Consider the following 20,718-nt stretch of genomic DNA (forward strand, 5'->3'; position numbering starts at 1 on the left):
AATAAGCAATAGAAAATTAGATTATGAAACTTTGGGACAAAGGAATTAAGATAGACGACAGGATTGAGCAATTTACCGTAGGTAATGATCGTGAGATTGACTTACATATTGCTGCGTATGATGTTCAAGCCTCACTGGCGCACGCGAAAATGCTTAAGAAAATTGGCATCTTGGAAGCAGATGAATTGGCCCAACTGACAGAAGGTCTTTCGATTCTCAAAGAACAGATCGATAATGGCGAATTTGTCATTGAGCAAGAATTTGAAGATGTACACTCAAAAATCGAGAGCGAGCTTACCCAGCGTTATGGTGATGTTGGTAAAAAGATACATACTGCAAGATCACGAAATGATCAGGTAATCACAGCCTTACAACTCTTTTATAAAGAGCAATTAACCGCCATTCAATCTCAAAGTCATGATTTGTTTGAAACCTTATTGAACCTCGCCGAAACCCATAAAGATCAATTGCTTCCAGGTTATACGCATTTGCAGGTAGCGATGCCATCTTCTTTTGGACTGTGGTTTTCTGCCTATGCAGAATTGCTGGTGGATGACAACTATTTACTTCAAGCCGCTTTTAAAACCGTGGATCAAAATCCGTTGGGAAGTGCGGCGGGTTATGGTAGTTCTTTCCCGATTGACAGGACTTTTACAACAGAGAAAATGGGTTTTTCCACACTCAAATATAACGTGGTGGCGGCACAAATGGCTCGTGGCAAGAGTGAGCGCACGATTAGCTATGCCTTGGGAAGTCTGGCAAATACACTTTCCAGATTTGCAATGGACATTTGTTTGTACATGAGTCAGAATTTTGGCTTTGTGAGCTTTCCTGATGCGCTTACCACAGGTAGTAGCATCATGCCTCACAAAAAGAATCCAGACGTTTTTGAACTCATTCGTGGGAAATGTAATCGCATACAAGCGCTTCAAAGTGAGATGGTTTTGTTGACAAACAATCTACCTAGCGGCTATCACAGAGATTATCAATTGATGAAAGAATCCATGATTAGAGCCATTGTGGACATGCAGGATTGTCTAGCGATCTTGAACTATGCCATCCAGCAAGTAATTGTATCCGACATAGATCTCAATGACCCTAAATATCAATACTTATTTACAGTAGATAGCATCAATAACCTGGTGGTGGACGGCGCTAGTTTTAGAGACGCCTATAAAACCATAGGTAGTCAAGTGCAGGATGGAACCTACCAACCTGATTATTCAAAAAAGCATTCTCACGAGGGCAGCATCCATAATTTGAATCTGGAAGACATTAGAAACAAATGGTCCTAAGGTTTTTTAAGAATTAAATAAAGGCGTTCAACAATCTATGGTTGTGGAAAAGCATAGCTTTGCCCGCTTAATTCCAGAAGCTGCACAACCATGAAGTTTTCCAAAAAAACGTGGATATTAATTCTTGCTTTTTTCTGTATCTATGTTTTTTGGGGTAGCACTTATCTATGGAATAAGATGGCAGTGCTTGAGTTACCGCCATTCTTCCTGGCGTCGATTCGATTTATATCTGCCAGCATCATCATATTTATTATTGCTAGATCTTTAAAGTACAGTCTAGCGATTACAAAAAAACAATTGCTCAATTGCATTCTGGCTGGTTTTCTGTTCTTGGCTTATGGTAACGGTGTCTTTGTCTGGGCGCTGAAATGGGTCGATTCTGGTTTTGCATCCTTGCTCGCAGCGTTACAGCCATTGATAATTTTATTGATGATGCGCATTATACAGCGTAAAAAACTACAGTGGAAATCCATGGTAGGAGTCACGCTGGGAATTATAGGGATGTATTTTTTGGTAAGCCAAAATGATATCATCGCAAAAGACGGCATGATCATAGGGATTCTAATGATCTTCACCTGTTTGATTGCATGGTGTAGCGGCAGTCTCTTTGTGGCCTCAGCAGACTTACCAGCCAATTTCTTTGTAGCGACAGCTTACCAGATGTTGTCTGCTGGAGTTTTGTTGGTCTTTGGGAGTTTGGCCTTTGGTGAAAGATGGAAATCACCGCTGGCATGGGAAGCACAAACCCAAATCTCACTGGTTTGTTTGATTCTTTTTGGAAGTATCGCTGCCTTCACCTCGTTTAATTATTTGCTCAAAAATGTATCTCCAGAAAAAGTTTCTACATCCAGCTTTATCAACCCAGTGATCGCTATTTTGCTGGGCTGGTACTTTCTTGAAGAAGAATTAAGTCTTCAAACCGGCATCGCAGCACTCTTGTTATTGACTGGCGTCTATTTCATCAATAGCCGTAAGAGAACAAAGGATGATGTGGTAGCTACTAAGCGGCCATAAAAAAACCTTCTCGCATGAGAAGGTTTTACTACAATTATTTTATGGTCTACTAATTATAAGAAAACGATCTTATTTTCCATAGGTAGATATCAATTCCAGCTTTTACATCAATCAATAAATCTTGGGTAACCACATTAGTCTCACCAGTAATTTCAATCTGATCCGATAAAAAATTACTGAGTTTTTGAGTTTTTGTAGAAAGATCTTTTACAACATCATAATCCTTTTGAAAACCATTAGGCGTTGCTCCCAATATAGTAGTTTGAGCTACTTGTCTAGGTCTGCCGTCAGCTGGACTGCCTAAAATGATTTGACGTTCCGCAACTCGATCAATGTCCGTACCTAGAGCGCCATAGAAATCTCCTAACAATCCGTGTAGACTTTCAAATTGTGGACCTTGCACATTCCAATGAGCCTGTTGTACACCATGATAATGAGCGATCAATTGATACAATGTCGATTGCAAACTTTCTGTAGTAGCTGCTGTATTCTTAGTAGTCGGTGTTGCTTGATGGGTTTTGAGGTCAAAGTTGGTTTGTGCCGTGGCGATTCCAGTAATTGAGCATGCCATTAATAAAATAAAAATCTTTTTCATCTTTTTATATAAAGATAAAAGGCGCTATCATGCCTTGCCGTTAATAGCTTTTAAAAGTTGAGCCAAATAAAAGTTAAGTGCTTTTGTTTTATTTCGCTTTCGCGAAAGCGAAGTATAGTACCATCAAAACCACAACTCTTCAGTTTGTTGATTCCAACAGACATCGACAACAAATACTTCTATAAAAACACATTTATTTTTACGTAATATCCACAAAATTAAATTGGATTTGTGTCCTTGGAATTGAGAAACCTATAGTAAATTTGCTATTTAGAAATGTTCCAAATAATAATTTTTCATGGGAAGAAAAACCTCTAATAAAGTAAGAATGTATCACCGCTATCTAGGCTTTTTTCTAGCGGGAATCATGGCTGTGTATGCCATAAGTGGCGTGGCGCTCATTTTTAGAAATACAGATTACTTAAAGCAACAGGTGACTGTTGAAGAAACGTTGGATTCTAACCTTAGTCCTGAACAGGTGGGAAAAGAACTTAAGATAAAAGACTTTGAAGCAAGTAAAGTAACTGATAAAGAAATTGCCTTTAAAACAGGTGTTTATAATGTCCAAACTGGTTTTGTCTCTTACACAAAGTTGCAAAACCCTTATTTATTAGATAAGCTTCAAAATTTTCACAAGGCAAAAACAGGACAGCCTTTATATTATCTAAATATCCTATTTGGTGTTAGTCTATTATTCTTTGTAGTGTCGGCTTTCTGGATGTTTTTACCGTCCACGCCTATTTTCAAAAAAGGGATGTGGTTTGCCGCCGCTGGATTGGTACTCACGCTGGTGTTGCTATTTGTTTAATCTGGAAAGGAATACTTTTTCAGTAGATTAGTGATCTTGGTTTTTGCGTTATGGACTTAGGAATCCATGTATATTTGCGCGCGAAAATTAAGTACAGATTGCATGAGTGAAATACCTAAAAAAATCGAGGCCATAAGTGTATTTGATATGCTTAAAATAGGCGTTGGCCCATCCAGTTCTCATACACTAGGACCATGGCGAGCAGCGCGCAATTTTTTAGGGAAATTGCGAGATAAAGGTGTTTTAGGAAATGTTACTGCCATAGAAATTGATCTTTATGGCTCTCTTTCCTTGACAGGAAAGGGTCACGCGACTGACATCGCAGTCATCTTAGGACTCACCAATGCAGATCCACAAACTTGCGATATAGCAGAGATTCCAGAAACCGTGCAGTATGTCAACCACCAGCACTTGTTGCAGCTGGACGGTGTTCACCTCATCACGTTTCATCCAGAAAAGGCGATTAGGTTCAATAAAAACTTTTTGCCATTCCATCCTAACGGTATTCGATTCAAAGCCGTGCTGGATTCAGGTAAGTCGATATTTGAAACCTATTACAGTATAGGCGGCGGATTCTTTGTGCAAAAGGAACGCAAAAGAGCAGCGAGACAAAGAGCTATTTTTGAATGTTTTCCACGACCGGTTTCCAATGCGGTAGATTTATTAGCCTACTGTGAGCGAGAAAATAAATCGGTTTCACAGATTGTTTTGGAAAACGAGGAGTACCTCAATGATCCTGAAGACATCGATTCCCGCTTGCAAGATATTTGGGATGTGATGCTGGACTCGATGTACACTGGTTGTCATACAGAAGGTATCTTGCCAGGTGGTTTGAATGTAAGACGCCGAGCCTATGATACGCACCAGCGTTTACAGAAAGGCGCCGAATACTCCAATAAAGAAGAATGGATTGAAGCTATAAGAGGAACTGAGGTAAAATTTAGGGAGATTCTTAAATGGGTTTCCTGTTTTGCTCTAGCCGTTAATGAAGTCAACGCCTCTCTAGGTAGAGTAGTCACCGCACCAACTAACGGTAGCGCTGGCGTCATTCCAGCCGTATTGATGTATTATTTAGTGATTGAAAACCATTCTGCCGATTTTAAAGACATCAAGAAGTTCCTACTCGTTGCGGGAGAAATAGGTTCGTTGTTTAAGAAAGGAGCCACCATAAGCGCGGCAATGGGCGGTTGTCAAGCAGAAATAGGCGTAAGTAGTGCCATGGCTGCTGGTGCATTAACCGAGCTTATGGGCGGCACGCCAGCCCAAGTATTAATGGCAAGCGAGATCGCTATGGAACATCACCTAGGAATGACTTGCGATCCCATTGCTGGATTGGTCCAGATTCCATGTATTGAGAGAAATGCCATGGGCGCTATCAAAGCCATTAATGCCTGTGAGATGGCATTGGATACAGATGCCAAAAATGCCAAGGTGCCACTGGATAAAATCATTCAAACTATGTGGCAAACGGCACAAGACATGAACTCCAAATACAAGGAAACTAGTGAAGGCGGTCTGGCCGTAAACGTAGCCTTATCGGATTGCTAGTCAGTTTATTTACAAGTAGATAAATTAAGTAATCTAAACAAGTAGTTGAGCTGCTTAAAGTTGGTTTTTTCGAGTGAAGTAATTCACCAATGAGTATAAAGAAATCAAACTCCAGCAGGCGTCCAGAATTATAAACGGCCAGTATTCCAATAGGATGGAAGCAAAGCAGGCCAGCGATGCGCCCACAAAGTTGAGGAGTATAAAAGTTAGATCTTCGGTCTTTACTTTCTTTATTACCGTGAGGAAGTACGCCAGTAAAATAAGGAAGACTCCTATAGCACCTATCCAATCTGTAGCTGTCAACATATTGTAGTTGTGTTGTTTAAAAAAAACTGCCAGCTTATGTCTTTAGGCATCAACTGGCAGATTTATCATTGGTTTAAAACCTAGATTAGATGAGTTTCTCGCTGCGACCTTCAAAATAATTGAAGCTTTGATCTGCTTTAAGAACCAGCAAGGTTTCATAGATCATTTTAATCACGTTCTCTACGTCTTCGCGATGCACCATTTCCACTGTGGTGTGCATATAACGCAACGGCAGTGAAATCAAGGCGCTAGGTACACCGCCATTGCTGTAGGCAAATGCATCCGTATCAGTTCCTGTAGAACGACTGGTAGCGCGACGCTGGAAAGGAATCTTATTTTTCGTCGCTGTTTCCATGATGATGTTGCGCAGCTTATTTTGTATTGCAGGTGCATAAGCCAGTACTGGACCTTTACCTATGGCAGCATCACCATTGGTTTTCTTATCGATCATAGGTGTAGTCGTGTCATGTGTTACGTCTGTCACGATGGCCACGTTAGGTTTGATCGTTTGTGTGATCATTTCGGCGCCACGTAAACCTATTTCTTCCTGCACGCTGTTGGTCACATAAAGCCCAAAGTCCAATTCCTTTTTATTCTCTTTAAGCAATCGGGCCACTTCGGCGATCATGAATCCGCCCATGCGGTTATCCAGGGCACGACAGACAAATTTGTTTTTGTTCAGCACCATGAATTTATCTGGATAGGTAATGACGCAGCCTACATCAACGCCCATTTTAAGCACTTCTTCCTTATCCTCGGCACCTATATCGATAAAGATGTTTTCGAGTTTTGGAGATTCCTCTTTGGATTTATCACGAGTGTGAATCGCTGGCCAGCCAAAAACGCCTGTAACAATTCCCTGCGGTGTATGAATGTTCACTCTTTTTGACGGTGCAATCTGGTGGTCAGATCCACCATTGCGCACGACGTAAATTAGTCCATCATCAGTAATATAGTTGACATACCACGAGATTTCATCGGCGTGTCCTTCTATTACCACTTTATATTTTGCATCTGGATTGATGACACCTACAGCGGTACCATAATTGTCAGTAATAAATTCATCCACATAAGGTTTAAGATAATCCATCCATACTTGCTGCCCATTCCATTCATAACCGGTAGGCGATGCTGTATTGAGGTATTTCTCTAGAAATTCCATCGATGTATCGTTAAGTATGCTCTTGTCTGCCATTATTTTTTCAATTTGACGTGAAGATAATAATCGACCTCTAGAAACCGTTTGTTTCTAGGGTATATTCTTAACTTTGGAATGCTTTTTGGCACTATTTGGGTATGATTCAGAGACTTTATTTTGTGATGTTGCTTTTGATGTGTTCCGCTTTCGCGAAAGCGCAAACAATACCATCTTCTCCACAACCTACAGACAGCGTCAAGACCGCAACCGCAGACTACTTTTATATAGACGGCGATAGTGTAAGTGCCGTGGAATTGGATGAAATACTGCTTATCCAAGACCTAAAATTTACCAGCCGTTACGAGCGTGTTAGATACCTGATTTTACAACGTAAGGTAAAACGTGTCTGGCCGTATGCAAAACTCGCCGCAGAACGACTTACCGAACTGGACAGAAGGCTCGCTACCATTGATAACAAAGGCGACCAAAGGCGATATGCCAAAATGGTGGAGAATTACATCGAGGACGAGTTCAAAGAAGAACTGAAAAAACTAACCCGTACGGAAGGTCAGATCCTTATCAAATTGATCCATAGACAGACGGGTGATACCGCTTTTGAATTGATCAAGCGATTGCGCAGTGGCTGGAGTGCGTTCTGGTTCAATAATACCGCGAGTTTTTTTGACATCTCGCTTAAGGAAGAGTACCAGCCCATGACCGTGGTAGAAGATTTTTATATCGAGGACATCCTACAGCAGCAATTCAAACGTGACACGCTGGAACCACAGGATCCAGCCATACCAGTAGATTATTTTGCAGGCCGTGCGTTGTGGAAGGATTTTGAGGCCAATTTGCCGCCTAATTATGACAAAGTCAACCTAGCGGAACGTGCCAAAAAACGTGAGGAGTACTTAAAGAAAAAAGCTAAAAAGGAGCGCCGCAAAAGGAGAAGAAGTAATTAAAAATTTTTCTTAAGCCCATTTTAGCACATGCATTTTTTCCGTTCGAATTCTCATTATGTATTCGTCTTCCATTTCATAATCCAATAATCTATCTGAAAACATGGAATCATTTAATATTCTGGATTTTCTTAATACGCTTGCTAAAGGATAAAACGTGTTTTGATAATTACCAGTTTGATATAATTGATCTTCAAACTTTAAACTTTCTGCAGTATTACAAATTAAAATCAACCCTTTTCCTTGGCCAATTCTTTTAGCCTCATCAATTCTACCTGTGAAACTTGCTAGTTTATCTTTCCTTCCAATTCTGTTACAGGATCTAAAGAGTACGGGTCTAGTTTGAGGTAAATAATTTCTAAGAACAATATCCCAAACGTCAAAAAAAGCTTTTCTTTTTTCACTGGCATCAGTAAGAATCCAATTGCTTATAAATTCTGCAGTCCGTTTTTCAATAGCAGAATCATTTTCTAAAATACCGATCAAATTACTTGCTATATTTTCTTTTTCTGCGGGAGATAATCGGTATATAAATTTATTGCTCAATCTAAAAGATAAAATTTATCAAAAAATACATGGTGATACTTGGCATAGAGTTGAAGATCACCCATTCATCGCCTGTATACGTTGCTCTAAACTTGGGTGTGAGTAGTGAAAAATTACATAGGCCGGATGTGGAGTCAAATTGCTTAGGCTCGAACTGGAAAGTTTCTTGAGCGCATTGATTAATGGAACACCTGCATAGGTTTTTTGGGCATAGTGGTCTGCCTGGTATTCAAACTTTCGCGAAAGCGAACTCATAATCAGACCTGTAATTCTAGAAATGGGTGCGTAGAGCAATCCAAAAGCGACCAAACCTACATGAAAGGATGCCTGAGTCACGCCTAACGCTTGAGCTAATAAATCACTATCGACAAAAAGCGAAAACAACCACAACGTCAATCCAGTAGTGATTGTGCTGGCCACAAGATTGTAGATGATGTGTTTCTTCTTGTAATGGCCTACTTCGTGAGCGAGGACGGCCACGATCTCTTCGTGGGTGAGTTTATCAATCAAGGTGTCGTAAAGCGTCACGCGCTTTTCGCTGCCAAATCCGCTGAAATAGGCATTAGCTTTTGTAGATCTCTTACTACCATCGATGACAAATATTTTATCCAGCTGGAATCCAACCGTTGCCGCATAATCGCTGATCTTATGTTTCAGCGGTCCTTCTTCCAGCGGCACTTGTTTGTTGAATAAGGGAACAAACAATCGCGCATAGAACATATTCATCAATAGCGAGATCACAAAAACCAGAATCCAGACGTACCACCAGAAATCATCGCCAGCCCATTGATAGCACAAAATGACGATGGCCAGCAAACCGCCACCTAAAACCGCTGTAAGCAGCCAGCCTTTTATCTTATCGATAATGAATGTTTTTTTTGTGGTTTTATTGAAACCAAAACGTTCTTCTATCACAAAGGTGCCAAAATAGGAGAACGGTAATGAGATCAACTCGCCAGCAATCGCAATGATCCCGAAGAAAACAATAGCAACCAGAATGTCATGATCTGCCACAGATCGCGCCCAGGCATCTACAATGGCAAAACCATCCAGAAACAGGAACATCAAAGTTGCGACAAAGGAAACAGTAGCCGATATGGTGCCAAATCTAAAATTGGTCTTTTTATATTCCTGCGAGCGATCGTATTCTGCAGCATCATAGACATCGCTCACAACTTTAGGTATAGGCTTGGAGTACCAGGAGTAGTTAAGGTAGCTCAAGGTGCGTTCCAATAGAAATTCAAAGCTCAGAATTCCTATAATGATGTAAAAAAGGGTTTGCGCATCCATATTACAAAGGTAGCTGGATCATGATGTTTAATTTTACAAAATGCACAGGAGTTGTACACGATTCTCGGTTAAAAACCACGCTGGCGTCTCGCTTCAAAAAGCAGGATAGCTGCGCTCACACTCACATTCATGCTATCAATGGCGCCACTCATGGGGATAATAATGTTAGTGGTTGCGGCATCTCGTAGCACTTGGGATAAACCGGTAGCTTCAGTGCCTACCGCGATGGCTGCAGGCTTTTTAAAATCCACAAGGTCATAGCGTTCACTGGTTTGAAGGGTCGCCGCATAAAGATCAATGGATTTACTTTTCAAAAACGCCACACATTCTGCAGCGGTAGCGATGACCGTAGGCACAGTAAAAATACAGCCTACACTGGATCGAATCACGTTGGGGTTGAACAAATCTGATATAGGGTCAACGATGATCACGGCATCAATTCCAGCAGCATCTGCCGTTCTTAACAAGGCACCTACATTTCCTGGCTTTTCCGGTGATTCTGCGATGAGAATCAATGGATTGTCTGATAATGGTAAATTGGATAGATTGGTTTTTTTCGCTTTCGCGAAAGCGATACAACCTTCCGTACCGCTGCGGTAGGCAAGCTTTTCATAAACGTCCTGAGAGACGGCAATCAATTCTTCATCACCTTTTAAACCAAGATCTGCAATGACCTGGTCATTTGTAAAATCGTTGGAGCTGTAAAGAATATCACCGCAAATGAGCACTTTATCGATTTCAAAGCCGCCAGTAATAGCAAGACCTATTTCTCGTTGTCCTTCAATCAAGAAAAGACCTTCTTTTTTGCGCGTCTTGCTCTTGCGCTGCAGTTGCTCTGCATGGCGTATGATGGCATTATGCGGGCTCGAGATGTATTTCACGTGGTAGGGTTGATGCGACAAAGTTAATGCAATATGCAATTGATTGTGGGTTTGCTTAATTTTGAACAAATTAAAGTCATGAATTTCCACACGCGCAAATGGATCAAACCAGAAGATCTCAACCCTAACGGCACGCTATTCGGTGGTAGGTTGTTGGACTGGATCGATGAAGAAGCTGCTCTTTATACCATCATTCAGTTTGAAAATTCTAGAGTGGTGACCAAATATATGAGTGACATTGACTTTAAGGCCAGCGCTAAAACAGGCGACATCATTGAAATAGGTCTTGAGGTGAATTCTTTTGGAAAGACATCCATCAATCTGCATTGTGTGGTGCGCAATAAGATGACGTATGAAACCATCATTACCATCAAAACAATCATCCTAGTCAATCTGGATGAGAATGGTAAGCCGGCACCTCACGGTAAAACAGAAACTGAATATCAATCAGAACGCATGAAGCGTCGCGGTATAGGCGGATAGTCTTAGGAATAGAGGAATAACAAACTATAAATTCAGTTTGCAACTGAAAATGACGAACTCTTAAATAAGTTCATTTTTGTAGTGAGCTTAGTCTTAATTCTAGATCTTATTTCAAAGATTAAGCTGCCTCTAAAGCTTCTGAACCATCGTTCAAATATTTATCCTTCATCCAGAATGTACCGAAAGGCACTACAGACATCAAGATCACTATAATCATGTCCTTAAACTTCCACTTGAGGATTTGAGCGACCACAATAGCAAGAACCACGTAGCCTAAAAACAAAAAACCATGCGCCATGCCTACAATTTTGTTGGGCATTCCTATACCGCCTAGATATTTAAGTGGCATGGTCACAAAGAGGACCAAAAGGAATGAATAACCTTCTGCAATGGCTAGGTATCTAAAAATTTTAATCATCGCTGCTTTTTATTTCTTTCATGGACAAATTTAGTTCAGACTCACGACCATACAGCTTGATTTCCTGAATATCTGCCGGTAGATAGAATCCTTCTTGCATCAAGGCTTTTTTCACATTGCCTATGACTCGACCTTTCGTTTGTGTAGCGACCCTACCATAATCTGTCGTATCTACCCAGAACATCACTTTTACGTTCACGGTACTTGTGGCCAGTTCGTCTTCTGCCACATAGCTTTGATGTTCCTCATCTGTAATTACTCTAGGGTCATCTTCCAGGGTTTTAAGAATAACCGCTTTGGCGAGATTGATATCATCTTCATAGTCCAGACCTACCATAAAATCCCAACGGAAGAATCCGTCTTCGGTATAATTGGTTACTGGTCTCGTGATGACATCACTATTTGGGATGTAGACATCTTTCCCGTCAAAGGTTTTGAGTTTAGTGTATCTAAATTCCAAGGCTTTTACCTTCCCAAAATTGTCTCCAATCTCAACCGTATCATTAACATTAAAAGGTCTGTTGAAACTCAAGATGACTCCTGCGATAAAGTTTTGACCTATGTCCTTGAATGCAAATCCCAATATCACGGCACTGGCTCCTGCAGTGGCAAAAATTCCTGCACTCACGTTACCAAAACCGGCGGCTTGAAGTGACAAGACTATAAACGCAATGATCAACAATAACCGTATGGCTTGTCCCAGGAAACGGCTCATTAAGGGATCTGCAGTTCTGGCTTTCACGCGTCTCGAGGTAAACCTACCTATATAACCAGCAATCAAAAATCCTAAAATGATGATGATCAATCCTAGTCCTAAGCGTGGTAGCAACTCAACAAAATGGTTATAATAATTGCCCAAAGCGATGCTAATCTGCTCGCTAAAGGACTCTGCGTTTTCAATTTTTTCTTGGGTCATGATGCTGGATTTATGTAAAAATAGACTGTGTTTGAATGATAAGTGTTAAGCTTAAACAAAAGTCGATGCGGTCTGCCTTGCTGGTTTATTTTTGTAAGATGCAAAATTCTCCAACCATAACCATCATAGGCGCAGGCGTGAGCGGTCTGTGCGCCGCCATTCACCTCAAGAATTCTGGGTACAAAGCACAATTATATGACGCTGCGGCACATGTAGGTGGTCGTGTGGCAACAGACTACAAGGACGGTAACATACTTGATCATGGTTTTCAGGTATTGTTGGATTCCTATCCAGCAGCGCAGGAATTTTTGGACCTGGAATCTTTGGAACTTACCAAATTCTCACCAGGTGCCTACCTATTCACTGACGGTAAAAAATCAACCGTTGGAGATCCAACCAGAGATCCTAGTTTTCTATTCATGGTCGCTTTTTCAAAAGTTGGATCGATAAAGGACAAGTTGAAAATATTTACGCTTTCGCGAAAGCTGAAACAAAAATCTCTTAAGGAAATCTTTGAGGCAAAGGAGCAAACCACACTGGCTTACCTGCAAAAAGCTGGATTTTCTGAAAAGATCATTTCCAAGTTCTTTAAACCATTCTATGCGGGAATTTTTCTGGAAGATGAGCTGCAAACCAGTAGCCGCATGTTTGAATTTGTATTCAAAATGTTTGCGCAGGGCAGTGCCACCTTACCTAAAAACGGAATTGCAGACATTCCGGGGCAGCTTGCAGAACAGTTGCCAAGTGAGCACATTCACCTTAACCAACCCGTATCCAGAGTAGTAGGTTCCCAAATCACGCTAGCTGATGGATCAAAACTGGAATCTGATTACACAATCATAGCTACACAAGCGGATAGGCTTGTACCTAATCTTCCTATCTCAAATATGAAGTGGCATGAGGTTACCGTGCTATATTTTAAAACGGAACATAAGGGTTTCTGCAAGCCTATTATTGGACTGGTGAGCGCAAAAAACACGCTAAGTAATAATTTCCATTTTTTGCAGGATGTGTTTGAAGGTCATGAAAATATGTTGAGTGTTTCTGTTGTGAAGAGCCATGAATACGACATCAACGAACTGGCAGCGAGAGTACGCATGGAGATGAAAGAACATTGTAAAATCGATGCTGGTGAATTAGTTCATTCTAAAACGATTAAAAAAGCATTACCAGATTTGAAAAATCTTAATTACTCCATGAATCCTACTGAAACACAGCTTACCCAAAATATATATCTAGCAGGTGATCAATTGAGTAATGGATCGCTCAATGCAGCAATGCTCAACGGTAAGGCTGCAGCACAAGCCGTGATCGATAAAATTGAAGGTAAAGTAGTGGTAGGCTAGAACTTCATGTGAGATCAAAAAAAATCCAGAGCCAGCATATATGCCAGCTCTGGATTTTTCAATTTTTGAAGATCAAACTATTTCTTGATCAGTCCTATTTCCACTAATCGTTGGTGTAAAAACTCACCTGCAGTGATGTCTTCATATTGTTTAGGGTGATCCTCATCAATACACTCTTCCAAACAATCCAATCTCATATCACTACGTGGATGTAAAAAGAACGGAATAGAGTAGCGGTGTGTATGCCATAATTCTCTTGGTGGATTTACAACTCGGTGAATGGTAGATCGCAACTTATTGTTGGTGTGTCGCTGCAACATATCACCTACGTTGATCACTAATTCATCTTCCTGGGCGATGGCATCCAGCCATTCACCATCACGACGTTGTACCTGTAATCCAGGAGCGCTCGCGCCCATTAACAAAGTAATCAAGTTAATATCACCATGGGCACCGGCACGTACCGCATTTTCTGGCTCGCTGGTAATAGGTGGATAGTGAATAGGTCTCAAAATAGAGTTCCCATTACTGGCCCAGTGATCAAAGTAATTTTCTTGAAGTCCTATGTGCAGTGCCAAAGCTCTAAGTACATAAATACCGGTTTTCTCCAGCATTCTATAAGCTTCCATTCCTGTTTTGTTGAATTCGGGTAGTTCTTTGACTTTGACGTTATCCGGATAGGTTTCCGTAAGGTCTGCGTCATCGCTAGGCTCTTGACCAAAATGCCAGAACTCTTTCAAATCACCTTCTTTTTTTCCTTTGGCATGTTCTTTCCCAAAAGAAACATATCCACGCTGGCCGCCTAATTCTGGACGCTCATAGGATTCCTTTGTTTCCACAGGCAGCTGAAAGAATTTTTCAACCTGTGCATATAACTTTTCTACCAACTCATCAGAAAGAAAGTGGTTTTTAAGCGCCACAAAACCTATCTCTTCATAGGCCTTTCCAATTTCATCAATAAATTTCTTTTTTCTCTCTGGATCATCGCTTAGGAAATCTGCAAGATCCACGCTAGGTATGTTTGTCATTGTATCAATATTAAAAACTTAAGAACATCGCTCGTATCAATACTGTCAAGCTCTAAATGAACATTAAGAATAGTATAAAGATACTAATGTTTTATGCTCTAAAAAAGCGTAGAAAGGTCAACCTGAAAACCTTTTTATAATATTGAATATTTTACATTTGGAAGGCATTCACAACCCTATGGAATCTCAAAATCTTATTAGCATACCGCAGGAAATCAATCAAGAGCTGGCTTTAGAACTATACCAAGGCATGCTATTACCTAGACTAATAGAAGAAAAAATGCTCATCCTGTTGCGCCAGGGCAGGATTTCAAAATGGTTCTCTGGTATAGGTCAAGAAGCGATCGCTGTAGGTGTAACCATGGCGATGCAATCTGATGAATACATTTTGCCTATGCATAGAAACTTGGGTGTATTCACTTCAAGAGGCATCCCATTGTGGAAACTATTCGCACAGTGGCAAGGCAAGCTGGAAGGTTTTACAAAAGGTCGCGACCGCAGCTTCCATTTTGGGACTCAAGAGTACAAGATTATAGGAATGATCTCGCATCTGGGACCGCAATTGGGTGTCGCCGATGGTATTGCGCTTGCCCAAAAACTAAGAAATAACCAAAAGGCTACCGTGGTTTTTACAGGTGAAGGTGGAACCAGTGAAGGCGATTTTCACGAGGCGCTTAACGTGGCCAGCGTTTGGGATCTTCCCGTTTTGTTTTGTATAGAGAACAACGGTTATGGACTAAGCACCCCAACGTCAGAGCAATACCGTTGTGAAAACCTGGCAGATCGTGCCATAGGTTATGGAATGGAATCGCACGTCATTGATGGTAATAATATCATCGAGGTGTATCAAAAAACCTCACAGATTCTGGAAGACATGAGAATGAATCCGCGGCCTGTTTTGATAGAATTTAAAACCTTTAGGAGACGTGGACATGAAGAGGCCAGCGGTACCAAGTATGTTCCAGATGAGCTCATGGATTACTGGGAACAGCGCGATCCAGTGCGCATGTTGGAGCGGGAACTTTTGGATAAACAATACATTACACCAGCAGAGATCTTGGAATGGAGCGATGAGATCAAGTCACAGATTGAAGATCATTTAAATATCGCTTTCGCGAAAGCGGAACCCAATTCCACCATAGAAAAAGAGTTGGCAGACGTCTACAAACCCGTCACGTATAACAATACAACTTCTAACGGTGAAACGGAGAACATCAGGTTTGTGGATGCCATTCATAAAGGTTTGAAATCTGCCATGCGAGCGCATGAAGACCTGATCATCATGGGACAAGACATCGCAGATTATGGAGGTGTTTTTAAGATTACCGATGGTTTTCTTGAGGAATTTGGCAAGGATCGCGTGCGTAACACGCCTATTTGCGAAAGCGCTATCGTAGAAGTGGCCATGGGATTGAGTATTGCTGGGATGAAGGCGGTTGTAGAAATGCAGTTTGCAGATTTTGTGAGCAGCGGATTTAATCCTATCGTAAATTATCTAGCCAAATCTCATTACCGCTGGAATCAAAATGCAGATGTCGTGATCAGAATGCCTTGTGGTGCTGGTGTTGGCGCTGGTCCGTTTCATTCCCAAACTAATGAATCCTGGTTCTATACTATTCCGGGTTTGAAAATTGTGTATCCATCCAGTCCAGCAGATGCAAAGGGATTATTGATCGCGGCCATCAAAGACCCCAATCCTGTTCTGTACTTTGAGCACAAAGCTTTATATAGGTCTATTTATGGTGATGTGCCCGTTGACGACGTAGAAATTGAAATAGGAAAAGCCCGATTGGTTTGTGAAGGAAAAGATGCGACCATCATCACTTATGGAGCCGCTGTGCATTGGATATTACCGTTAATCGACGATTTTGAAGAGACGATGGATGTGTTAGACTTGAGAACATTATCGCCTCTAGACGTGGAAACCATTCTCACGAGTGTCAAGAAAACCGGTCGAGTGTTGCTGGTCTCTGAAGATAATTTAACTGGTAGCGTTTCCAGTGATATTGCTTCTATGATTGGAGAAAGCTGTTTTGAATACTTGGACGCTCCAGTGATGAGGATAGGTAGTATCGATACACCTATACCGTTCCATAAAGATCTGGAATCAGATTATTTACCGCAAAAGAGAATTAAGGAATCTCTTAAATCTTTGCTGGAGTACTAAACCTACTTTATAGAATTTTGCTAAATTTGAAGAAATTCCCCTAATCAGTATAAACTAAATATTACGATTATGAAATTTATGGATGAAGCAGACAATTTTAGATATGTACTTTGGTTCCTGACAATTCTCTTTTCTTTTTTAGTTTTCTTTGGTCCTAGTGAGGGCACATTGGGACGCACGGGAAGATTATTGTTAGGCCTTTTTGCAAGCCTATTGGTCATTTATTTGATTCTGAAAGTGATTCAACGCAGATATTATTCTGATAAGGAAACTGAAGAAATTCAATCTTAACACATTCTCATCACTTGATACACTGGATCACATCTATCTTTGAGATGTGACTAACCACTACGATATCATAATTTGCGGCGGCGGCCTATCAGGACTTTTTGCTGCCGTTTCTTTATCCCATCCATTTAAAGTCTTGGTCATCGATCCAGACGAATATCCACGCCATAAGATGTGTGGAGAATATCTAAGTGCTGAAGTTTACGATTTACTCAAAAGTCAAGGAATAGACCTAGACGAATTGACTCCAGCAAAAATTTCTGATTTTGAAATAACCCTTCGCAACGGTAGCCGTATCACATCACCATTACCGCTAGGAGGCTATGGAATTTCACGACATCATCTGGATCACTCACTTTATCAAATAGCAATGAAGCGTTGCGATTTTGTGAAAGAACGAGTGGTGGATTTACAATCTGCTGGTGAGGTTCAAACAGTCATCACGGCAACAGATTCTTATACCTGTGACCAAGTCATTGTCGCAACAGGAAAACGATCGATTCTAGATAAAAAATTACAACGAGACTTTATTCAAACTAAGTCCGAATGGCTGGCGGTCAAAATGCATTATCAGTTTGACATGCCCAGTGATAAAGTTGAGCTCCACAATTTTGAAGGTGGTTATGCTGGACTTTCACAAGTGGAAACTGGTGCCGTGAACTTGTGCTATTTGACAAGTTATAAGTCTTTTAAAAAGTTCAAGGATATTGACACTTTTCAGCGCGAGGTTATGAGCAGGAATGAGAACCTGAAGCAATTCTTTGAAACAGCGACTCCTTTATGGGACAAACCCATTGCCATCTCACAAATTTCCTTTGGTACCAAAGAAATTAAAAACACCGATTTTCTTTTTATAGGCGACAGTGCTGGTTTGATTCATCCTTTATGCGGGAACGGCATGGCGATGGCCATTCACACTGCTCATCTCGCAACACTACAAGTAACCGAATACCTGCAAGGAAAAACAGAAAGACCTGGCATGATTGCATCCTATTCCAAAGAATGGAACAAAGTGTTCCAATCTAGAATGAGATATGGCAGCTGGATCCAAAAAATATTGATTCATGAAAAATGGACTCGTAGGATGTATTTCCTACTTTCTAAACTACCTTTCCTAATGCCTATGATCATTAAGAAAACACACGGTAAACCAGTCCTGCCTTGAGATTTAATTACAATAAACGAAACACAGAAGCCGAGTGGATGGATGACCCATCAATGGATCCACACATTCTGGATACGGCCGTGGCAGACATCAATCTGTGCAACACCTATCTAGGCGGTTACCAGTTTACAAAGAAGGCCGTTCTGGATATCATCAAGCAAAATCCTCAGAAAAGGTACCGCATTATTGATGTAGGGTGTAGCGATGGCGCGATGTTGCGGTATTTGAAAAAGGAATTGCCGCAATATGAATTAGATCTTCTGGGCGTTGATCTAAGCAGACGTTCCATAGAAAAAGCCACAGAGAGGAGTAGAGGTATTGAAGGAGTTCGCTTTCGCGAAAGCGATATTTTCAAAACACCTTTAAAAGAGCTAGAATGTGATATCGTGCTGGTAACATTGACCTTGCATCATTTTGGTGAAGATGTCATTCTGGATTTTCTCAAGCGTTTCAGGCAAATGGCTGGTCTGGCAGTAATTATAAATGACCTGCATAGACATCCAGTGGCTTATGGTTTCTTTAAATTTTTAAGCCCTATTTTTATACGTAATGAGATCTCGATCCATGATGGATTGATTTCAGTGGCCTCAGGTTTTAGACGTGCAGATTTTGAGCGATATGCCGCAGCACTGGAAATAGATGATGACCGATTGATATGGAAGTGGTCGTTCCGTTATATATGGATCATACCAACACATGAGCGTAAAAATTAAGAGCGTTGCCACGGTAACACCGCAATATTATAAAGAAACAGCAGAAATTCTTCCTTTTGTAGAGACCTGGCTTGCAGATCAAGACGAACGTCTGCGTCGCAAGACCATCAAGATTTTTGAAGGTGCTGCAGTGGATAAACGTTATTCCATAATGGATCCCATCGAGGTGTTCACGAGAACATCCTTTGAAGATCGTAACGAGATTTATAGGCGAGAAGTCGTCCCACTAGCTAGACGCGCCGTTGAGAAGGCACTGGTAAAGGCCAGCTGGAATGCACAAGATCTGGATTATATCATCACGGTAAGTTGTACGGGAATCATGATACCATCCATCGATGCCTATTTGATCAATGAACTGGACATGCGACAGGATATTGTGCGCTTACCAGTAACCGAAATGGGCTGCGTAGCAGGTATTTCTGGATTGATCTATGCCGATAATTTCCTGCGCGCCAATCCCAACAAAAAAGCCGCTGTGGTAGCAATAGAAGCGCCTACAGCAACCTTCCAACTCAACGACTATTCTATGGCAAACATGGTGAGCGCGGCTATCTTTGGCGATGGTTGTGCCTGTGTGTTGCTCTCCTCAAACCAAAATGAAACCGGTCCTACCATAAAAGGTCACGAGATGTACCATTTTCCAGATGCTACGCATATGATGGGCTTTGACGTGGTCAATAGTGGTCTTAAAATGGTACTAGACAAAGAAGTTCCTGAAACCATTGCTTCTCATTTTCCCGCTATTATTCACCCATTTTTAAAAAAACACGGACTGGAAATAGCAGATGTTGATCATCTTATTTTTCATCCTGGAGGTAAAAAAATAGTGCAAACGGTTGAAGCCCTTTTTAGCGAGTTGGGTAAGAATATTGACGATACAAAAGAAGTACTAAGACTTTACGGCAATATGAGTAGTGCCACGGTTTTATTTGTATTGGACCGTTTTATGAATAGAGAAGATGTTGCTAAAGGCGATCTAGGTTTAATGTTGAGTTTTGGTCCAGGATTTACCGCACAAAGGATTTTGCTGGAATGGTAAAAGATCTGGAACAAAAATATGGTTTGATTCTGGGTGGTAGTAGTGGTTTAGGCTATGCTACAGCCGTTAAATGTGCCAACCACGGCATGAAATTGATCGTCATCTATCGTTCAGGTAGAGCGCAACAAGAATCTATTAATCAGAGTTTTGAGAATTTAGAAAACAGTACAGATCATTTATTTATCAATGCAGATGCAAGGAATGATCTCAAAATTCCAGCATTGATGGACCAGATCAAAAAGCATCTGGGCAACAACAAGCTGTTTCTGTTTTTACACAGCATCTCCAAGGGAAATTTAAAGCCATTGACAGGCGAGCATCAACTCACTCCAGCAGACTTTGCGCAGACCATCCATTCTATGGGAATCAATTACTACAGCTGGGCGCAACAATTGATCTCCAATAATCTTATGGAATCAACGGCGAGATTTTTGAGTTTTACAAGTGAAGGAAACCACAAACCCATGAAAGGTTATGCAGCTGTAAGTGCTGCCAAAGCCACGTTGGAAGCGCTCACCAGAAATATGGCTCTGGAATACGCACCACTGGGAATCACCACCAATTGCATACAAGCTGGCGTGACAGATACTGAAAGTCTCCAGCGCATTCCCATGTATGAAGAACTCAAGAAAAACAGCCTGCAGCGCAATCCCATGAACCGCTTGACCCAGCCGCAAGACGTGGCTAACGTGGTCTATTTACTTTGCCGTGCAGAAGCTGCATTTATCAACGGTAGCGTGATCAAAGTCGATGGTGGCGAGTCCCTAACTTAGAA

22 protein-coding genes are annotated in these 20,718 nt (G+C 41.2%); 13 read left to right on the forward strand and 9 right to left on the reverse strand.

The annotated features are described in order from the left end of the window. Positions 1-23 precede the first annotated feature (23 nt). Entirely contained in the window at positions 24-1,295 is a 1,272-nt protein-coding gene (gene argH / locus BST86_RS04805) for an argininosuccinate lyase (protein WP_105982282.1), read from the forward strand. Between the two features lie 90 nt (positions 1,296-1,385). Continuing rightward, positions 1,386-2,309, forward strand: coding sequence for an EamA family transporter (locus tag BST86_RS04810; protein ID WP_105982283.1), 924 nt, complete (start codon positions 1,386-1,388; stop codon positions 2,307-2,309). Between the two features lie 49 nt (positions 2,310-2,358). On the opposite strand, the gene BST86_RS04815 is transcribed toward BST86_RS04810, so the two are convergent. Beyond that, on the reverse strand, positions 2,359-2,904 hold the full coding sequence (locus BST86_RS04815) for a Dps family protein (RefSeq protein ID WP_105982284.1): 546 nt from the start codon (positions 2,902-2,904) through the stop codon (positions 2,359-2,361). Positions 2,905-3,202: 298 nt separating this feature from the next. Between BST86_RS04815 and BST86_RS04820 the strand changes: the two genes are divergently transcribed. Both BST86_RS04820 and BST86_RS04825 read left to right on the forward strand, forming a co-directional pair. Next, positions 3,203-3,712: a PepSY domain-containing protein gene (locus BST86_RS04820; RefSeq protein ID WP_105982285.1), complete on the forward strand. Its 510-nt coding sequence runs from the start codon at positions 3,203-3,205 to the stop codon at positions 3,710-3,712. A gap of 102 nt (positions 3,713-3,814) precedes the next feature. After that, positions 3,815-5,260 (forward strand): L-serine ammonia-lyase, encoded by a 1,446-nt coding sequence (locus BST86_RS04825; RefSeq protein WP_105982286.1) that lies wholly within the window; start codon positions 3,815-3,817, stop codon positions 5,258-5,260. Between the two features lie 54 nt (positions 5,261-5,314). On the opposite strand, the gene BST86_RS04830 is transcribed toward BST86_RS04825, so the two are convergent. Further along, complete coding sequence (locus tag BST86_RS04830) at positions 5,315-5,566, reverse strand: CBU_0592 family membrane protein (protein WP_242446462.1); 252 nt, start codon at positions 5,564-5,566, stop codon at positions 5,315-5,317. Positions 5,567-5,651: 85 nt separating this feature from the next. Next, positions 5,652-6,761 (reverse strand): M42 family metallopeptidase, encoded by a 1,110-nt coding sequence (locus BST86_RS04835; protein ID WP_055412740.1) that lies wholly within the window; start codon positions 6,759-6,761, stop codon positions 5,652-5,654. 101 nt (positions 6,762-6,862) lie between these two features. On the opposite strand from BST86_RS04835, the gene BST86_RS04840 reads away from it, so the two are divergent. Then, the gene (locus tag BST86_RS04840) at positions 6,863-7,666 is read left to right on the forward strand and encodes a DUF4294 domain-containing protein (protein ID WP_105982287.1); all 804 of its coding nucleotides are present in this window, start codon (positions 6,863-6,865) and stop codon (positions 7,664-7,666) included. Positions 7,667-7,675: 9 nt separating this feature from the next. On the opposite strand, the gene BST86_RS04845 is transcribed toward BST86_RS04840, so the two are convergent. The 3 genes from BST86_RS04845 to BST86_RS04855 all read right to left on the reverse strand — a co-directional run bounded on the left by BST86_RS04845 (position 7,676) and on the right by BST86_RS04855 (position 10,380). After that, positions 7,676-8,209 carry a hypothetical protein gene (locus BST86_RS04845; protein WP_197709220.1) on the reverse strand — a complete coding sequence of 178 codons (534 nt, stop codon included), beginning with the start codon at positions 8,207-8,209 and terminating at the stop codon, positions 7,676-7,678. Positions 8,210-8,266: 57 nt separating this feature from the next. Continuing rightward, entirely contained in the window at positions 8,267-9,499 is a 1,233-nt protein-coding gene (locus BST86_RS04850) for a M48 family metallopeptidase (RefSeq protein ID WP_105982288.1), read from the reverse strand. Between the two features lie 68 nt (positions 9,500-9,567). Beyond that, positions 9,568-10,380 carry a TrmH family RNA methyltransferase gene (locus BST86_RS04855; protein WP_105983946.1) on the reverse strand — a complete coding sequence of 271 codons (813 nt, stop codon included), beginning with the start codon at positions 10,378-10,380 and terminating at the stop codon, positions 9,568-9,570. A gap of 78 nt (positions 10,381-10,458) precedes the next feature. Between BST86_RS04855 and BST86_RS04860 the strand changes: the two genes are divergently transcribed. Further along, positions 10,459-10,863 carry an acyl-CoA thioesterase gene (locus BST86_RS04860; RefSeq protein ID WP_055412743.1) on the forward strand — a complete coding sequence of 135 codons (405 nt, stop codon included), beginning with the start codon at positions 10,459-10,461 and terminating at the stop codon, positions 10,861-10,863. 118 nt (positions 10,864-10,981) lie between these two features. Here the strand turns inward: BST86_RS04860 and BST86_RS04865 are convergent, their stop codons facing one another. Next, complete coding sequence (locus BST86_RS04865; protein ID WP_105982289.1) at positions 10,982-11,281, reverse strand: DUF3817 domain-containing protein; 300 nt, start codon at positions 11,279-11,281, stop codon at positions 10,982-10,984. Further along, positions 11,274-12,197, reverse strand: coding sequence for a mechanosensitive ion channel family protein (locus BST86_RS04870; protein WP_105982290.1), 924 nt, complete (start codon positions 12,195-12,197; stop codon positions 11,274-11,276). Before BST86_RS04870 ends, BST86_RS04865 begins: the two co-directional genes overlap by 8 nt. A 98-nt stretch (positions 12,198-12,295) precedes the next feature. Here BST86_RS04870 and BST86_RS04875 point away from each other — a divergent pair, with 98 nt between their 5' ends. Further along, positions 12,296-13,543, forward strand: a complete 1,248-nt coding sequence (locus tag BST86_RS04875) for an NAD(P)/FAD-dependent oxidoreductase (protein ID WP_105982291.1) — start codon at positions 12,296-12,298, stop codon at positions 13,541-13,543. 77 nt (positions 13,544-13,620) lie between these two features. On the opposite strand, the gene BST86_RS04880 is transcribed toward BST86_RS04875, so the two are convergent. Then, positions 13,621-14,571 (reverse strand): isopenicillin N synthase family dioxygenase, encoded by a 951-nt coding sequence (locus BST86_RS04880; RefSeq protein ID WP_105982292.1) that lies wholly within the window; start codon positions 14,569-14,571, stop codon positions 13,621-13,623. A 178-nt stretch (positions 14,572-14,749) separates the two neighbouring features. Here BST86_RS04880 and BST86_RS04885 point away from each other — a divergent pair, with 178 nt between their 5' ends. The 6 genes from BST86_RS04885 to BST86_RS04910 all read left to right on the forward strand — a co-directional run bounded on the left by BST86_RS04885 (position 14,750) and on the right by BST86_RS04910 (position 20,716). Continuing rightward, positions 14,750-16,738 (forward strand): alpha-ketoacid dehydrogenase subunit alpha/beta, encoded by a 1,989-nt coding sequence (locus tag BST86_RS04885; protein WP_242446555.1) that lies wholly within the window; start codon positions 14,750-14,752, stop codon positions 16,736-16,738. A gap of 69 nt (positions 16,739-16,807) precedes the next feature. After that, positions 16,808-17,029, forward strand: a complete 222-nt coding sequence (locus BST86_RS04890; protein WP_055412750.1) for a hypothetical protein — start codon at positions 16,808-16,810, stop codon at positions 17,027-17,029. Between the two features lie 46 nt (positions 17,030-17,075). After that, a complete protein-coding gene (locus BST86_RS04895; protein WP_105982293.1) occupies positions 17,076-18,191 on the forward strand; it encodes an NAD(P)/FAD-dependent oxidoreductase in 1,116 nt (371 codons plus the stop codon). Continuing rightward, a complete protein-coding gene (locus BST86_RS04900) occupies positions 18,188-18,904 on the forward strand; it encodes a methyltransferase domain-containing protein (RefSeq protein ID WP_242446463.1) in 717 nt (238 codons plus the stop codon). The genes BST86_RS04895 and BST86_RS04900 overlap by 4 nt, the downstream gene beginning before the upstream one ends. Continuing rightward, on the forward strand, positions 18,888-19,943 hold the full coding sequence (locus BST86_RS04905; protein ID WP_105982295.1) for a type III polyketide synthase: 1,056 nt from the start codon (positions 18,888-18,890) through the stop codon (positions 19,941-19,943). The genes BST86_RS04900 and BST86_RS04905 overlap by 17 nt, the downstream gene beginning before the upstream one ends. Further along, positions 19,937-20,716 (forward strand): SDR family oxidoreductase, encoded by a 780-nt coding sequence (locus BST86_RS04910; RefSeq protein WP_105982296.1) that lies wholly within the window; start codon positions 19,937-19,939, stop codon positions 20,714-20,716. Before BST86_RS04905 ends, BST86_RS04910 begins: the two co-directional genes overlap by 7 nt. Positions 20,717-20,718 lie beyond the last annotated feature (2 nt).

This window comes from Nonlabens agnitus (assembly GCF_002994045.1).
GTDB classification, from domain to species: Bacteria; Bacteroidota; Bacteroidia; order Flavobacteriales; family Flavobacteriaceae; genus Nonlabens; species Nonlabens agnitus.

Coding starts and splice junctions, on each gene's coding strand:
- BST86_RS04910 (WP_105982296.1), top strand. CDS start 19,937: ATGGTAAAAGATCTGGAACAAAAATATGGTTTGATTCTGGGTGGTAGT.
- BST86_RS04890 (WP_055412750.1), top strand. CDS start 16,808: ATGAAATTTATGGATGAAGCAGACAATTTTAGATATGTACTTTGGTTC.
- BST86_RS04880 (WP_105982292.1), bottom strand. CDS start 14,571: ATGACAAACATACCTAGCGTGGATCTTGCAGATTTCCTAAGCGATGAT.
- BST86_RS04875 (WP_105982291.1), top strand. CDS start 12,296: ATGCAAAATTCTCCAACCATAACCATCATAGGCGCAGGCGTGAGCGGT.
- BST86_RS04870 (WP_105982290.1), bottom strand. CDS start 12,197: ATGACCCAAGAAAAAATTGAAAACGCAGAGTCCTTTAGCGAGCAGATT.
- argH (WP_105982282.1), top strand. CDS start 24: ATGAAACTTTGGGACAAAGGAATTAAGATAGACGACAGGATTGAGCAA.
- BST86_RS04830 (WP_242446462.1), bottom strand. CDS start 5,566: ATGTTGACAGCTACAGATTGGATAGGTGCTATAGGAGTCTTCCTTATT.
- BST86_RS04840 (WP_105982287.1), top strand. CDS start 6,863: ATGATTCAGAGACTTTATTTTGTGATGTTGCTTTTGATGTGTTCCGCT.
- BST86_RS04810 (WP_105982283.1), top strand. CDS start 1,386: ATGAAGTTTTCCAAAAAAACGTGGATATTAATTCTTGCTTTTTTCTGT.
- BST86_RS04820 (WP_105982285.1), top strand. CDS start 3,203: ATGGGAAGAAAAACCTCTAATAAAGTAAGAATGTATCACCGCTATCTA.
- BST86_RS04860 (WP_055412743.1), top strand. CDS start 10,459: ATGAATTTCCACACGCGCAAATGGATCAAACCAGAAGATCTCAACCCT.
- BST86_RS04815 (WP_105982284.1), bottom strand. CDS start 2,904: ATGAAAAAGATTTTTATTTTATTAATGGCATGCTCAATTACTGGAATC.
- BST86_RS04825 (WP_105982286.1), top strand. CDS start 3,815: ATGAGTGAAATACCTAAAAAAATCGAGGCCATAAGTGTATTTGATATG.
- BST86_RS04835 (WP_055412740.1), bottom strand. CDS start 6,761: ATGGCAGACAAGAGCATACTTAACGATACATCGATGGAATTTCTAGAG.
- BST86_RS04865 (WP_105982289.1), bottom strand. CDS start 11,281: ATGATTAAAATTTTTAGATACCTAGCCATTGCAGAAGGTTATTCATTC.
- BST86_RS04885 (WP_242446555.1), top strand. CDS start 14,750: ATGGAATCTCAAAATCTTATTAGCATACCGCAGGAAATCAATCAAGAG.
- BST86_RS04850 (WP_105982288.1), bottom strand. CDS start 9,499: ATGGATGCGCAAACCCTTTTTTACATCATTATAGGAATTCTGAGCTTT.
- BST86_RS04905 (WP_105982295.1), top strand. CDS start 18,888: ATGAGCGTAAAAATTAAGAGCGTTGCCACGGTAACACCGCAATATTAT.